Annotated in this window: 16 protein-coding genes; 7 read left to right on the top strand and 9 right to left on the bottom strand. The window is 61.9% G+C overall.

The features are described from left to right. Nucleotides 1-67: 67 nt before the first annotated feature. The 6 genes from NANH_RS0110980 to NANH_RS0111005 form a co-directional block, all read right to left on the bottom strand. Nucleotides 68-847 carry an SDR family oxidoreductase gene (locus NANH_RS0110980; RefSeq protein ID WP_027262087.1) on the bottom strand — a complete coding sequence of 260 codons (780 nt, stop codon included), beginning with the start codon at nt 845-847 and terminating at the stop codon, nt 68-70. A 17-nt stretch (nt 848-864) separates the two neighbouring features. Next, the gene (locus NANH_RS0110985; RefSeq protein WP_027262088.1) at nt 865-1,812 is read right to left on the bottom strand and encodes a calcium/sodium antiporter; all 948 of its coding nucleotides are present in this window, start codon (nt 1,810-1,812) and stop codon (nt 865-867) included. Continuing rightward, nucleotides 1,809-2,000 (bottom strand): hypothetical protein, encoded by a 192-nt coding sequence (locus tag NANH_RS29285; protein ID WP_036049730.1) that lies wholly within the window; start codon nt 1,998-2,000, stop codon nt 1,809-1,811. Before NANH_RS29285 ends, NANH_RS0110985 begins: the two co-directional genes overlap by 4 nt. Then, the gene (locus NANH_RS0110995; RefSeq protein WP_027262090.1) at nt 1,981-2,778 is read right to left on the bottom strand and encodes a S49 family peptidase; all 798 of its coding nucleotides are present in this window, start codon (nt 2,776-2,778) and stop codon (nt 1,981-1,983) included. Before NANH_RS0110995 ends, NANH_RS29285 begins: the two co-directional genes overlap by 20 nt. A gap of 100 nt (nt 2,779-2,878) precedes the next feature. Next, nucleotides 2,879-3,640, bottom strand: a complete 762-nt coding sequence (locus tag NANH_RS0111000; protein ID WP_027262091.1) for an ABC transporter permease — start codon at nt 3,638-3,640, stop codon at nt 2,879-2,881. After that, entirely contained in the window at nt 3,637-4,566 is a 930-nt protein-coding gene (locus tag NANH_RS0111005; protein ID WP_027262092.1) for an ABC transporter ATP-binding protein, read from the bottom strand. Before NANH_RS0111005 ends, NANH_RS0111000 begins: the two co-directional genes overlap by 4 nt. 120 nt (nt 4,567-4,686) lie before the next feature. On the opposite strand from NANH_RS0111005, the gene NANH_RS0111010 reads away from it, so the two are divergent. The 7 genes from NANH_RS0111010 (at nt 4,687) to NANH_RS0111040 (ending at nt 9,518) form a co-directional block, all read left to right on the top strand. Continuing rightward, nucleotides 4,687-5,028, top strand: coding sequence for a hypothetical protein (locus NANH_RS0111010; RefSeq protein ID WP_027262093.1), 342 nt, complete (start codon nt 4,687-4,689; stop codon nt 5,026-5,028). A 97-nt stretch (nt 5,029-5,125) separates the two neighbouring features. Next, nucleotides 5,126-6,118, top strand: coding sequence for a 1,2-phenylacetyl-CoA epoxidase subunit PaaA (gene paaA, locus NANH_RS0111015; protein WP_027262094.1), 993 nt, complete (start codon nt 5,126-5,128; stop codon nt 6,116-6,118). Beyond that, nucleotides 6,115-6,456, top strand: coding sequence for a 1,2-phenylacetyl-CoA epoxidase subunit PaaB (gene paaB, locus NANH_RS0111020; protein WP_074920649.1), 342 nt, complete (start codon nt 6,115-6,117; stop codon nt 6,454-6,456). Before paaA ends, paaB begins: the two co-directional genes overlap by 4 nt. Beyond that, a complete protein-coding gene (gene paaC / locus NANH_RS0111025) occupies nt 6,456-7,214 on the top strand; it encodes a 1,2-phenylacetyl-CoA epoxidase subunit PaaC (RefSeq protein WP_036049732.1) in 759 nt (252 codons plus the stop codon). Before paaB ends, paaC begins: the two co-directional genes overlap by 1 nt. A 1-nt stretch (nt 7,215) precedes the next feature. Beyond that, nucleotides 7,216-7,674 carry a 1,2-phenylacetyl-CoA epoxidase subunit PaaD gene (gene paaD / locus NANH_RS0111030; protein ID WP_027262097.1) on the top strand — a complete coding sequence of 153 codons (459 nt, stop codon included), beginning with the start codon at nt 7,216-7,218 and terminating at the stop codon, nt 7,672-7,674. A 10-nt stretch (nt 7,675-7,684) separates the two neighbouring features. Continuing rightward, nucleotides 7,685-8,752: a 2Fe-2S iron-sulfur cluster-binding protein gene (locus NANH_RS0111035; protein ID WP_027262098.1), complete on the top strand. Its 1,068-nt coding sequence runs from the start codon at nt 7,685-7,687 to the stop codon at nt 8,750-8,752. Nucleotides 8,753-8,762: 10 nt separating this feature from the next. After that, the gene (locus NANH_RS0111040) at nt 8,763-9,518 is read left to right on the top strand and encodes a Phenylacetic acid catabolic protein (RefSeq protein ID WP_027262099.1); all 756 of its coding nucleotides are present in this window, start codon (nt 8,763-8,765) and stop codon (nt 9,516-9,518) included. A gap of 58 nt (nt 9,519-9,576) precedes the next feature. Here the strand turns inward: NANH_RS0111040 and NANH_RS0111045 are convergent, their stop codons facing one another. From NANH_RS0111045 to NANH_RS0111055, 3 genes are all read right to left on the bottom strand, one after another. Further along, a complete protein-coding gene (locus NANH_RS0111045) occupies nt 9,577-11,142 on the bottom strand; it encodes a trypsin-like peptidase domain-containing protein (RefSeq protein ID WP_027262100.1) in 1,566 nt (521 codons plus the stop codon). 113 nt (nt 11,143-11,255) lie between these two features. After that, the gene (locus NANH_RS0111050; protein ID WP_027262101.1) at nt 11,256-12,833 is read right to left on the bottom strand and encodes an ABC transporter ATP-binding protein; all 1,578 of its coding nucleotides are present in this window, start codon (nt 12,831-12,833) and stop codon (nt 11,256-11,258) included. Then, on the bottom strand, nt 12,830-13,936 hold the full coding sequence (locus NANH_RS0111055) for an ABC transporter permease (protein WP_027262102.1): 1,107 nt from the start codon (nt 13,934-13,936) through the stop codon (nt 12,830-12,832). Before NANH_RS0111055 ends, NANH_RS0111050 begins: the two co-directional genes overlap by 4 nt.

Genomic DNA, 13,936 nt, shown 5'->3' on the forward strand with positions numbered 1-13,936 from the left:
AAGACATTTTCGTAACGCTTTGGTAACAGATCTGTCACCGGTGCAAAACTTGACCCGACGGCACCTCTTATTCGCTTCCCTGAACATCCGGCGTACGCCATCCGAGGTGTTGCCCGCCATCGACGCACAGCAGCTGTCCGGTGACCGCGGGCGCGTCCAGAAAGTAGCCCAGGGCGGCCGTCACATCCGCTGGATTGGCTCCTCTTGCGAGGATTGTCGTGGCCCGCTGCGCGGCAAAATGCTGTTCTGTTTGCCGCGCGCCGCGCAGGGTCGGGCCAGGGCCGATGGCGTTGACACGGATAGCCGGAGCCAGAGCACGGGCCGTGGTCTGGGTCAGCGTCCACAGTCCCATCTTTGCAAGCGTATAGGTCATGAACTCCGGTGTCAGCTTGCGCACCCGCTGATCGATCATGTTGACGATCAGACCGGATGCGACCGGCTCGCCCATACTGTCGACTGTCGGCTCCAGCCCCTGGTCCGCCATCGCCTGGGTCAGCAGGAACGGCGCCCGCAGGTTGCTGTCCATATGCCGATCCCAGTTGCGCCGGGTGGCGCTGTGAATCGTGTCATATTCAAAGATCGAGGCATTGTTGATCAGACATGTGATCGGCCCGTCCAGCGCCGCACGGGCGGCTGGAAACAGCGCTGCCGTCTGGTCTTCGTCCAGCAGATCGGCCTGCAGCACCTCGGCGCGCCGCCCCATCGCGCGGATCTCGTCGGCCACCTGGAGCGCCTCGTTGCGCGAACTCGCGAAATGTAGGGCAACGTCATGTCCACGCGCCGCCAGATACAACGCCATGGCGCGCCCCAAACGTTTGCCCGCACCGGTCACAAGGCTGCGTGTCATGGTCGGATTCTCCGCGGCTAGATCAGGATCACGACGACGTAGGCCGCATACAGCGCGGTCAGGACCACGCCCCAAATACGGGTGATGTCGACCTTGAAGAACACAAACGGGAACAACAGCAACGACGCCGCCAGCATCACCCACAGATCGAAAGTCAGGAACGCCGGATCGACCGGAATGTCGCCAAAAAAGGTTGCGATGCCGACGATGGCCAGCAGGTTGAACATATTCGACCCGATCACGTTGCCAAGGGCCACGTCCGCCTGCCGGCGCAAAGCCGCCATCACCGAGGTGGCCAGTTCCGGCAGCGATGTTCCCACCGCCACCAGGGTCAGCCCGATTACCGTGTCGCTGACCCCATAGGTCTGCGCAATCGCCGATGCGTTCTCGACCAGCAGATGCGCCCCCATGGGCAGCCCGATAAGGCCGACAATCAGATACAGCCCCACCCGCCAATAGGGCATGTCTGGATCGGCCTCTTCAATCTCGTCCAGATCCACGCATTCGCCGGCCTTGTGGTGCGAATGCGCGTCGCGCACCGCATCGATCAGCACAAGTGCAAGCAGCGCCAGCAGGATCAACCCGGTGCCCAGCGTGAACGTGCCGCAAAAAGCAAGAACGATGAACACGACCGACGCCGCCAACATGAACAGATAGGACTTTCGGGTTTGGCATTCGCTGGTATGAATGGTCGCCAGCAGGGCCGGAATACCGAGCACCAGCAGAATGTTGGCGGTATTGCTACCGACCACGTTGCCCAGAGCGATACCCGGCGCGTTGTCCTTGATGGCGCTGATCGCAATCAACAATTCGGGTGCCGAGGTGCCAAAGGCGACGATTGTCAGGCTGACAATGAGCGCCGGAACCCCCAGCCGCAGGCTGAGGTTGACTGCACCGCGCACCAGGGCATCGCCAGCCAGCAGCAGGATCGTCAATCCCAACCCCGACATCAGCCATTCCATCAGGTTCGCCCTCCGTGGCCACAGGCACAGGGCCCCTTGCCGATGCGATAGCGTCCGCAGGATGGGCATTTTACCGATGCCAAGCGCTTGGAGCCCGGCAGGCGCAATTTGCCGAACATCGCCAGCACGGCCATGCCGATGAGGAACAATGAGACTATCTTGATGATCACGTCACAGGCCGAACCGCGCATAGGCCGCGCGTTCCTCGATGCCAGTGACAGCATCATCGGCCAATTGCGCACCGAACCGGCTTAGAAGCGGTCGACGCCGCGCGTATTGGCGGAATTGAACCTTGTCCCCGAACCGCTCCTGCATCTTGGGTTTCATGTGGCCAATTCCGTCGATCAGCCCCCTGTCGGCGGCGCGGCGCGCCAGCCAGAATTCGCCGGTGAACAGATCCTTGGTGGTGTCCAGCTTGTCGCCTCTGCGACTTTTGACATGGGCGATAAAATTGTCATGGATGTCCCCGAGGATCACCTTGAGCCGGGCCACGTCCTCTTCGTTTTCAGGACGGAACGGGTCCAGCATCGATTTCGACTTGCCTGCCGTATAGACCCGCCGCTCGACCCCTTGACGCGCCAGGAACACATGGGCTCCAAAACCGGCCGAAATCACCCCGATCGAGCCGATCACCGAACTTTCGTCGGCCCATATTTCGTCCGCCGCCGCAGCCAGCCAATAACCGCCCGAGGCCGCCACGTCCTCGACGAAGGCCGTTACAGGCACCTTGGTTTCCTGGGACAGGCGCAGGATGCGGGCACCAATCAGCGAGGATTGCACCGGCGATCCGCCGGGCGAGTTGATTTCAAGGGCGACCATGGCGGGCTTGCCGCGTTTGAATGCTTTTTCCAGCAGCGGTGCGATGGCGTGGTCGTTCAGGGCACCGCGCCCGGACATTCCAATGGCGCCGGTCAACCGGACCACGGATACAAGGGGCGGGTTCTTCAGAAAGGGAATGCGCAGGTTCATGACTGCCGATGTAGAACGCCGCCCCCCGACAAACAAGGCATCGCTCCGCACAGATCGGCGGTCAGCGATGAATTCACGCCACGTCTGGACAAAATTGCCACTAACTGCGGATCCGCCAGCCGGTGCGGAAGATCCACCAGATCACACCGAGGCACAGGCAGGTAAAGGCGGCTATCGCCATCAGGCTCAGCCCGATCGGCACATCGGCCATTCCAAAGAACGACCAGCGAAAGCCAGAGATCAGGTAGACGACCGGATTGAACAGCGTGATTGTCTGCCACATCGGCGGCAGCATCGAGATCGAATAGAACGACCCGCCAAGGAAGATCAGCGGCGTGACGATCAGCAGCGGCACCAATTGCAACTGTTCGAAATTCGTCGCCCAGATGCCGATGATGAACCCCAGCAACGCAAAGCTGAGGCAGGTCAACAGCAGGAACAGCACCATTGCCAGCGGATGCGCGATGCTGAGTTCCACAAAGAACGACGCGGTCAACAGGATCACGATGCCGATGAACAGCGCCTTTGTCGCCGCCGCCCCCACATAGCCCAGCACGATTTCCAGGAAATTCACCGGAGCCGAGAGCAATTCATAAATCGTGCCGGTGAACTTGGGGAAGTAGATCCCGAAGGACGCGTTCGAGATTGCCTGGGTGATCACCGACAGCATCACCAGCCCCGGCACGATGAAGGCACCATAGCTGACCCCTTCGACCTCTTGGATGCGGCTGCCGATGGCGGCGCCGAAGACTACGAAATACAGCGAGGTCGACAGCACCGGCGACAGGAAACTCTGCATCAGAGTGCGAAAGAACCGTGCCATTTCAAAGCGATATATCGCACCGATTGCGGCCCAGTTCATGCTGCCTCTTCCTTGAGAAGATCGACAAAGATGTCTTCGAGACTGCTTTGTCGGGTTTGCACATCGCGTAGGGTCAGCCCGGCGGCGGCGATGTCGTTCAATAGGCCGGTGATGCCTGTACGCGCGGCTTTGGTGTCATAGGTATAGATCAGACTGTCCCCCCCCGCGCCCATGGCCAGGTCGAGATTCGCCAACGCTTCGGGGATCCGGGTCAGCGGCTCATTCAGCTGCACCTCGATCTGTTTCTTTCCCATCTGCGCCATCAGCGTGGATTTGTCCTGCACCAGCAGCAATTCGCCCTTGGCAATCACCCCGACCCGGTCAGCGATGGCCTCGGCCTCTTCGATATAATGTGTGGTCAGGATGATGGTGACGCCATCGGCCTTCAATTCGGCGACCGTCTCCCACATGTCCTTGCGCAGATCCACGTCGACCCCGGCAGTGGGTTCATCCAGAAACAGGATGCGCGGCTCATGGCTGAGCGCCTTGGCGATCAGCACCCGGCGTTTCATGCCGCCGGACAGTTGGGTGATCTGGTTGTCTTTCTTGTCCCACAGCGACAGCTTGCGCAAAATCGACCGGATATGATCGTCGTCGCGCGGCCTGCCGAACAATCCGCGCGAGAACCGCACCGTGTTCAGCACGGTTTCAAACGGTTGCAGGGCCAGTTCCTGCGGCACCAACCCGATCATCGAGCGGGCGGCGCGAAAGTCGGTGACAATATCATGCCCACCGACGCTGACCTGCCCGCCGCTGGGGGTGGTGATGCCGCAGACTGTCGAAATCAGCGTCGTCTTGCCCGCGCCGTTTGGACCCAGCAGCGCCAGTATCTCGCCCTGCTGAATGTCCAGCGTCACGCCTTTGAGCGCCTGAAACCCGTCGCCATAGGTTTTGCGCAGATCGCGGATCGACAGAATGGTGGTCATGGGCATCTCCCCGTGCTTTTTGGCGACCCTAGCCCGGCGCGCCCGCCGCTGCCAGAGCCGTCGAACTCGGCGGTTGCGCCCGGGCCGTTCCCGATTGACGGTCCAGTCAAAGCGGCCCCGATGGCGCGCTTTGACCGCCTGTTTCCAGCCCACCGCCCCGGCGCGTTCCTTGAAATGCAGGGCCTCGGGCCGGTTCAGAGCGATCTGTCAGTCTTCTTCCTGGCCCTCAACAGGCAGGATTTCCCCGCCTCCTTCACCTGCATTGCGTCGTCGTGCCAACGTCGCCGGTTTGTAGCGCCATCTCAAGCCATGGCGCTTTCGGAGGATGCAAAAGGTTACGAAAATTTTGATGACAGAATTTTTCGTAACTTTTTTCTTGCTGCGAATCGGGGAGGCACATATACCGACCACACGGTCAGTTATGTTTCAATTCATCCCGTCGCATCGCCAACCCGGCTGTGATAGAGTTGGCGCAGGCTTGCCGATCCGGCAATAGGCGCGGGCGGCCCGTTGGGTCCGAGTGGAGGCCCGAGCGCAGGCCCGAGTGGAGGAATGACAGATGTATGCACAGATGGTGAAATCCACCGGTCAGGGCGTCAAATCCCTGGACGAAATGGAGCCGCAGGAACGCGCTTTTCAGGAGCGCATCAATGCCGGTGAAAAGATCGAACCCAAGGATTGGATGCCCGCAGGCTATCGCAAGAACCTGATCCGCCAGATCGGCCAGCACGCCCATTCCGAAATTGTCGGCCAACTGCCCGAGGGCAACTGGATCACCCGCGCCCCGACCCTGGAACGCAAGGCGATCCTGCTGGCCAAGGTGCAGGACGAGGCCGGGCACGGGCTGTATCTCTACTGCGCCGCCGAAACGCTGGGGGTCAGCCGCGACGAGCTGACCGAGGATCTGCTGTCGGGCAAGATGAAATACTCCAGCATCTTCAATTATCCGACCCTGACCTGGGCCGATATGGGGGCTGTGGGGTGGCTCGTCGATGGCGCCGCGATCATGAACCAGGTGCCGCTACAGCGCACCTCATATGGTCCCTATGCCCGTGCGATGGTGCGGATCTGCAAGGAAGAGTCGTTCCACCAGCGCCAGGGCTATGACATCATGATGAAAATGGCCCAGGGCACCCCGGCACAGAAACGCATGGCGCAGGACGCGCTGAACCGGTTCTGGTATCCTTCGCTGATGATGTTTGGCCCGTCCGATGCGGACAGCGTGCATTCGGCACAGTCGATGGCCTGGAAGATCAAGATGAACACCAATGACGAGCTGCGGCAAAAGTTCGTCGATCAGACCGTGCCGCAGGCGGAATATCTGGGCCTGACGGTGCCGGATGAGACACTCGAATGGAATGACGACAAGGGTGGCTATGACTTTGCCGAACCCGACTGGTCCGAGTTCTTTGACGTGATCAAGGGCAACGGCCCCTGCAATGTGGAACGCCTGGCCGCCCGCAACAAGGCCTGGGACGATGGCAAATGGGTCCGCGAGGGGCTGCTGGCCCATGCCGAAAAACGTGCAAGCAAAAAGGTGGCAGCAGAATGAGCGCTCCAAACTCAGCCTATCCCGATATTCCCGAGGCCCAGCCCGAGAAACCCAAGCGTCACGAATGGCCCCTGTGGGAGATCTTCATCCGCGGTCAGCACGGTATGAGCCACCGCCATGTGGGCTCGCTGCATGCGCCGGACGCGGAGATGGCCATCAAGAACGCGCGCGACGTCTATACCCGCCGCAACGAAGGCGTCAGCATCTGGGCCGTCGAAGCACGCCACATCGCCGCGTCGTCGCCCGGCGACAAGGGTCCGTTCTACGAGCCGTCCGAATCCAAAGTGTACCGCCACCCGACCTTCTTTGACATTCCCGACGAAGTCGGAGCGATGTGATGAGCGACAAGGCCACTTTCGAATTCCTTTGCCGCATGGGAGACAACACGCTGGTTCTCGGGCACCGGGTCAGTGAATGGTGCGGCGTTGCGCCAGTGTTGGAAGAAGACATCGCGCTGGCCAATACCGCGCTGGACCTGATCGGGCAGACCCAGATGTGGTTGGGTCTGGCGGGCGAGATCGAAGGTCGGGGCAGAACCGCCGACGATCTGGCGATGACACGCGACGCCTGGGATTTTCGCAACGTTCTGCTGGCTGAACAGCCCAACGGCGATTTCGGTCAGACCATGATGCGCCAGTTCCTGTTCGATGCGTGGCATTTGGCAATGCTGCAGGCACTGACCCGCTCTTGCGACACCCGCGTGGCCGAAATCGCCGCCAAGGCGGTAAAAGAGGTCCGCTATCACGTAGAACGCTCGGGCGACACGGTGATCGGGCTGGGCGATGGCACCGAGGAAAGCCACCGCCGCATGCAGGCCGCGCTGGACCTGTTGTGGCCCTATGTCGGCGAGATGTTCATCCCCGATGCGGTGGACGACGCGATGGCCGAGGCCGGGATCGCGCCGGATCTGACCGAGTTGCGCGCCGGGTTCGACAGCCATGTGGGCAGCGTGATGGAGGCGGCGACACTGACCATTCCCGACACGGATTTTGCCCATAAGGGCGGCAAAAGCGGTTTCCGGCATTCCGAGCATCTGGGCCATATGTTGACCCAGATGCAGTGGCTGCAACGGGCCTATCCCGGAGCCAGCTGGTAGGATGAAACCGGCGGTTGCGGATATCTGGACCTGGCTGGATCAGGTGCCCGACCCCGAAATCCCGGTGATTTCCGTGGTCGATCTGGGCATCGTTCGCGATGTCCAGTGGCAGGGTGACGAATTGCAGGTGGCGGTAACGCCGACCTATTCCGGTTGCCCGGCCACCAGTGTGATCTCGATGGATATCCAGACCGCCTTGCGCGATCGCGGGATCGACCAGATCCGGGTCAAGACGCAGATTTCACCGCCCTGGACCACCGATTGGCTGTCAGACAAGGGCCGCGCGCGGTTGCTGGAATATGGCATCGCCCCGCCCCGCGCAGCAGGCGGCCCCGAGGCCTGCCCCCGCTGCGCCAGCACAAACGTGGAAAAGATCAGCCAATTCGGATCGACCCCGTGCAAGGCGCATTGGCGCTGCAAGGACTGTCTGGAACCTTTCGACTATTTCAAGTGCATCTGAGGAGACACCCATGGCGCGCTTTCATCAACTTGCCGTCACTGACGTGCGCAAAACCATCCGCGACGCGGTGGTGGTCTCGCTGAAACCGGTGAATGACGGTGATTTCGATTTCACCCAGGGCCAGTACCTGACCTTTCGCCGCGATTTCGACGGCACCGAACTGCGCCGATCCTATTCGATCTGCGCGGGCAAGACCGAAGGTATCCTGCAAGTCGGGATCAAACGGGTCGAAGGCGGTGCCTTCTCGAGCTGGGCCAATGAGACCCTGAAAACCGGTGACACGCTTGAGGCGATGGAGCCGATGGGCAGCTTTTTCACCCCGCTGGAGGCGTCGGCGGCGCGCAATTATCTGGGCTTTGCCGGCGGGTCGGGCATTACGCCTGTGCTGTCGATCCTGAAAACCACACTGGCCGCCGAGCCGCACAGCAGCTTTACGCTGGTCTATGCCAACCGGGGTGTGAACTCGATCATGTTCCGCGAGGAACTGGAGGATCTCAAGAACCTCTACATGGGCCGGTTGACGATCATTCATGTGCTGGAATCCGACGCCCAGGACATCGACCTGTTCACCGGGCGCGTGGATGCGGCGAAATGCAAGGCGCTGTTTGAGCACTGGATCGACATCGCCAGCATCGACACCGCGTTTATCTGCGGGCCGGAACCGATGATGCTGGGCATCGCCGCAAGCCTGCGCGAACATGGGCTGGACGACACCCAGATCAAGTTCGAACTGTTCGCCAGCGCCCAGCCGGGACGTCTGAAACGCAGGGCCCGCGCCGGAGACGATGCGGCGGCCGCCAAAACCACCGAAGCCAGCGTGACACTGGACGGGACGGCGCGCAGTTTCACCATGGACAAGGATCAGACGGTTCTGGACGCGGCGCTGGAAAACGCCATCGACGCGCCCTTTGCCTGCAAGGCGGGGGTCTGCTCGACCTGCCGCTGCAAGGTGCTGGAAGGCGAAGTCGAGATGGTCGCCAACCACGCACTGGAAGATTACGAGGTGCAGCAGGGCTATGTGCTGTCCTGCCAGTCCTTCCCGGTGACCGACCGGGTTGTCGTCGATTACGATCAGTGAGGAACGCACCATGACCGAAGACATGAGCATAGAAAGCTATCTGTCCCAGGGCGGCAAGCTGACCAACCCGACCAACGTTCCGCCGCGCTATCGCGCCGAGCTGATGAAGATGATGGCCACCTTTGTGGACAGCGAACTGGCTGGCGCCGCCGGGTTCGCCGATGTGATCAACGCGGGCCCCGGCATCAAGGAACGCATCGCCGCCGCCAAGATCGTGCTGGAAAAGACCGACAATGCCGATCGGGTGCTACGCCTGCTGGGCGAATTCGGGGCCGACACCGCGCGCTATGCCACCAGCCACCCCTGGACCGCCCGCCTGCCGCGTGATGCCGGGCCGGGCACCCACCGCAGCGAACACGACATGCGCCTGTCCGTGCTGAACTATCCGCTGAGCGGATGGACCGACGCGGTAGTGATGAACCTGTGCATGGGTTTGGCGGTCGGGGCACAGCTGGCCGAGATGCAGAAGGTATCGTATCAGCCATTGGCGGAAGCGATCCGCAAGGTGGCCCCCGTAGAAGCCCGCCATGTGGAACTGGCCGAAGAAGGTCTGGCCCGTCTGATGGAACAGGGCCAGAGCGACGCCATTGCCGCCGCGCTGGCCTATTGGCGTCCCCGGGTTGCCGCCATCTTTGGCGATGTGGCCGGGCACCGGTTCGAGCAGCTCAGCGCATGGGGTCTGCGCCACCAGAACAACGCAGCGTTGCTGCAGGGCTGGAACGATGCGCTGAACGCGGCCCTCGCGCGGCTGGGTGTGGCGGCCTGAACCTTTGACCTCTGGCGCGTCGCGCTGAAGCGGCGCACATGACGCACCGCAACGCGCTCTAGTTCGACGATCCGCTGTCGAGCGAGGCCAGTAATGCCACGATGTGCCGTGCCGGAACGCCCAGATTCGAGCCGCCAAACTCGGGCATGATCGCGGTATTCACCGCCACTACGGCTCCGTCCAGCGTCAACACCGGGCCACCGCTGCCGCCATGAGTCGTTTCCGCGTCATAGACCACGGTGGCCTCGGTGGCCTGTCCGACAATGCCGCGGCTGGCCAACGGTGCGATCAACCCGGCGGCGGCCAGACGTTCGGCCACCTTCCAGAACCCGGTTTCGCCCGCCGCCTGAAGATCCTGCACAAAGGCCGTCCCCGACTGCGCCAGAAGCGACATCAGCCCGGTGGGATACCCCATCACAATCACCTCTTCGCCAGGCTCGGGTCCCTCGACCGCCAGTGTCAGACCCGGCACCGCGCCGGGACGCTGCCCCATTGCCAGAACCGCCAGATCGACCTGATCGCTGACTGCCAGCGTGCTCAGGGTAACCGGCGCGGGCTGACCCGGAAAATAGCCGATGAACCGGGTCATCACCGGCTCCATCTCGGCAGTGCCCAGCCGCGCGCCCGGCCCTTTACCCCAGGGTTGGGCCACATGGCGGTTGGTGATCAAAACGCCGCGGTCGGCCAGAACAAATCCCGTGCCGTTGAACTGAACCTCGGCCACCGGCCCGGTTCCGGTCAGGGACAGAAACGGTTGCCCGTTGGGCAGATGCACCGGCACCCCGTCCGGCCCCAGCACATGGCGCAGCATGTTGCCGCTCTCGCGGTCCCGCAAGCTGTAGGCCCCTTGCAGGAACACAACCGAAGCCGCCGCCTGCGCCACCACCCGCCGCCCCGCCCCGGTACGCGCCTCAAGCGCCATCAGACGCTCGGCGTTGGTCTGTAACCGCAATGCCAGATCCTGTTGCAGGGCCGACAGATCGCTGGGGCGGATCGCTTCATCGCGTGCCTGTGACAGGGCCGAGGCCACGGCGTCGATCTGCAGGTTGCCGCTTTCGAGTTCGGCCCTGATCGCATCGTCCATGCGCCCCTGCTGATAAAGCGCCCATGCCAGCACCGCAATCGACAGCAAGACCAATGCCCGGAACACAACGCTGGTTTCACGCGCCAACCGGCGTAACAACTCTACCACCGCATAGCCCAGCTTGCGCGGCCAGGGTCGACGGCTGGTGCGCAGATAACTGGCCGCATCGCCGAACATCTCACCCACCGTGTTGCTTGGCCGATGGCGATCATCATACAGACGGTAACGCGACAACGGCCCGGTCTCACCGAATTCGATAACATCGCCATAGCGCAGGACCTCGGTGGCAACCGCCCGCCCATTCAACCAAATCGGGTGTTGCCCGGTGGCGATGATATCATAGGTGCCGCCGGTGCGGTGAAACCGGGCAATGACGCCGTCGTCAACGGCATCGCTCACGGTCGCGGAAAACGACAGGCGCCGATCGGGCAGCAGGCGCACGTCGACAGTATCAGCCGTCAGCCAAGACACATTACCCCGTGCGGGTCCGGTCAAATGCTCCAGCGCTGCGGCGTTCCAATGCGGGGTGTCGGCGTCCATGGCACCAGACTAACACGACAGCCCATGCAAATCACCGCAGCGGATGTCACGAACCTGCAACCGGACAGGACGCGGTCAATCCCCCCCCGAAATCGCAGGTTGTTGTCAGCAGGTCAGCCCGCCGCAGCGATCAATGTCCGGGTATACTCTGTCTGCGGGCGCTCAAACAAATCGTCTGCGGTGCCATATTCCACCACGTCGCCCTGTTTCATCACGATCACCTTGTGGCTCATGGCACGCACCACTTTCAGGTCGTGTGAAATGAACAGATAGGCCAGCCCGTATTTGCGTTGCAGGTTGCGCAGCAGGTCGACGATCTGCACCTGAACGGTCATATCCAGCGCCGATGTCGGCTCGTCCAGCACCAGCAGGCGGGGTCGCAGCACCATGGCCCGCGCAATGGCGATCCGCTGGCGTTGACCGCCCGAAAATTCGTGCGGATAGCGGTCCATGGTTGCCGGGTCCAACCCGGTTTCCACCATCGCCTCGGCCACCAGTTCGCGTTGGTCTCGGGTCGGGTCCACCTTGTGAATCGTCAACCCCTCGCTGATGATCTGCTGGCAGGTCATGCGCGGCGACAGCGACCCGAACGGGTCTTGAAACACGATCTGCATTTCGCTGCGCAAGCGGCGCAATTCACGCGTGGACCATTTGCGCACGTCCTGACCGCGATAGGTGATGCCCCCCTGCGATGCGATCAGGCGCATGATCGCCAGCGCCAGCGTGGTCTTGCCCGACCCGCTTTCGCCGACAATACCCAAGGTTTCGCCGGCGCGCACCGACAGGGTTGTGTCGTTGACGGCCTTCACGTGGCCCACGGTGCGTTTCAGGAACCCACGCTGAATCGGAAACCAGACCTTGAGGTGATCGGTGCTGGCAATCGGCTCCGCATCCGATGCGACCGGGTCGGGCTGGCCGGAAGGTTCAGCCGCCAACAGCATCTGCGTATAGGGATGTCGCGGATTGTCGAAAATCTCGGCCGTTGGACCGGTCTCGACGATCTCGCCGCCTTTCATCACGCAGACCCGGTCAGCCACCCGCCGCACGATGCCCAGATCGTGGGTGATGAACAGCAGCCCCATGTTTTCCTGCGCCTTCAGATCCGCCAACAGATCCAGGATCTGCGCCTGAATGGTTACATCCAGTGCCGTCGTGGGTTCGTCCGCAATCAGGATGTCGGGCTTGTTGGCCAGCGCCATGGCAATCATCACCCGCTGGCGCTGCCCGCCAGACAATTGATGCGGATAGGCGTCCAGACGGGTTTCGGGATCGCGGATGCCCACCTTGGTCAGCAATTCGAGAATCCGTGCCCGTGCTGCCGCCCCCGCCAAACCCTGATGCAGGGCCAGCGATTCGGTCAGCTGCCGCTCGATCGTATGCAGCGGATTCAGCGAGGTCATCGGTTCTTGAAAGATAAAGCTGATGTCGTTGCCGCGCACCTGCCGCAACAGCGCGTCGGACGCGCCGATCATCTGTTGCCCGTCATAGGTGACAGATCCGGCGACCTGCGCGCTGTCGCCCAGCAGCGACACGGTGGACAGGGCCGTGACCGACTTGCCCGAACCCGACTCGCCCACCAGCGCCACCGTTTCACCGCGATCCACGGAAAAGGACACGCCCTTGACGGCCTGTGTGGTCTGACCGTCCTGGGTAAAGGACACCGTCAGGTTCTTGACCGACAGCAGGCTCATTTAAAGGTCTTTCTGGGATCGAACGCGTCACGGATGCCTTCAAAGATAAAGACCAGCAGCGACAGCATGATGGCAAAGGTAAAGAAGGCGGTGAACGCCAGCCATGGCGCTTGCAGGTTCTGTTTCGCCTGCAATGTCAGCTCGCCCAGACTGGGTGCCGAGGACGGCAGGCCAAAGCCCAGGAAATCGAGACTGGCCAGCGCCGAGATCGTTCCGGTCACGATAAAGGGCAGCATGGTCAGCGTCGCCACCATCGCGTTGGGCAGCATGTGGCGGAACATGATCGTCATGTTGCCCACGCCCAACGCCTTGGCCGCGCGGACATATTCCAGGTTGCGCGCGCGCAGGAACTCTGCCCGCACCACCCCGACCAGCCCGGTCCAGGAAAACAGCACCATCAGGAACACCAGCAACCAGAAACTGCGCCCCAGGATGGCGAACATGATGATGATGACATACAGCGACGGGGTGGCCGACCAGATTTCTATGATGCGCTGAAAGATCAGATCGACCCAGCCACCGAAAAAACCCTGAACCGCGCCCGCCATGATCCCGATCAGGCTGGCGGCCCCGGTGACCATCAGCGTGAACAGAATCGACAGGCGAAAGCCATAGATCACCCGCGCCAGCACATCGCGTTTCGTATCGTCCGTACCCAACAGGTTCTCGCCGTTTGGCGGCAGCGGCGCGGCCCCGGGACGATCCACCGAAGTGTTGAACGAATAGGGGATCGGCGGCCAGATCGCCCAGCCCCTGTGAATGGGCTCGCCGTCGATTTCACCGGTTTCGGCCTGCGCCATGATGCCTTCGGGGTCGTCAAAACACTGCCCTGAGCCACCAGAAACGATCAGGCACTGCACCTCTGGATCGCGATAGATCGCCTCGGTCTGGAAATCGCCGCCAAACGCGGTTTCCGGATAGAACTTGAAAATCGGGGTGAAATACTCGCCGCGATACTGCACCAGAATCGGTTTGTCATTGGCAATGAACTCGGCAAACAGCGACAGCCCGAACACCACGGCAAAGATCCACAACGACCAGAAGGCACGGCGATTGCGACGAAAATTGCGCCATCGTCGCGCGTTCAGCGGAGACAGTGCCAT

Origin of the sequence: Sedimentitalea nanhaiensis DSM 24252, assembly GCF_000473225.1 — a bacterium.
In the GTDB taxonomy this organism is placed as follows: Bacteria; Pseudomonadota; Alphaproteobacteria; order Rhodobacterales; family Rhodobacteraceae; genus Sedimentitalea; species Sedimentitalea nanhaiensis.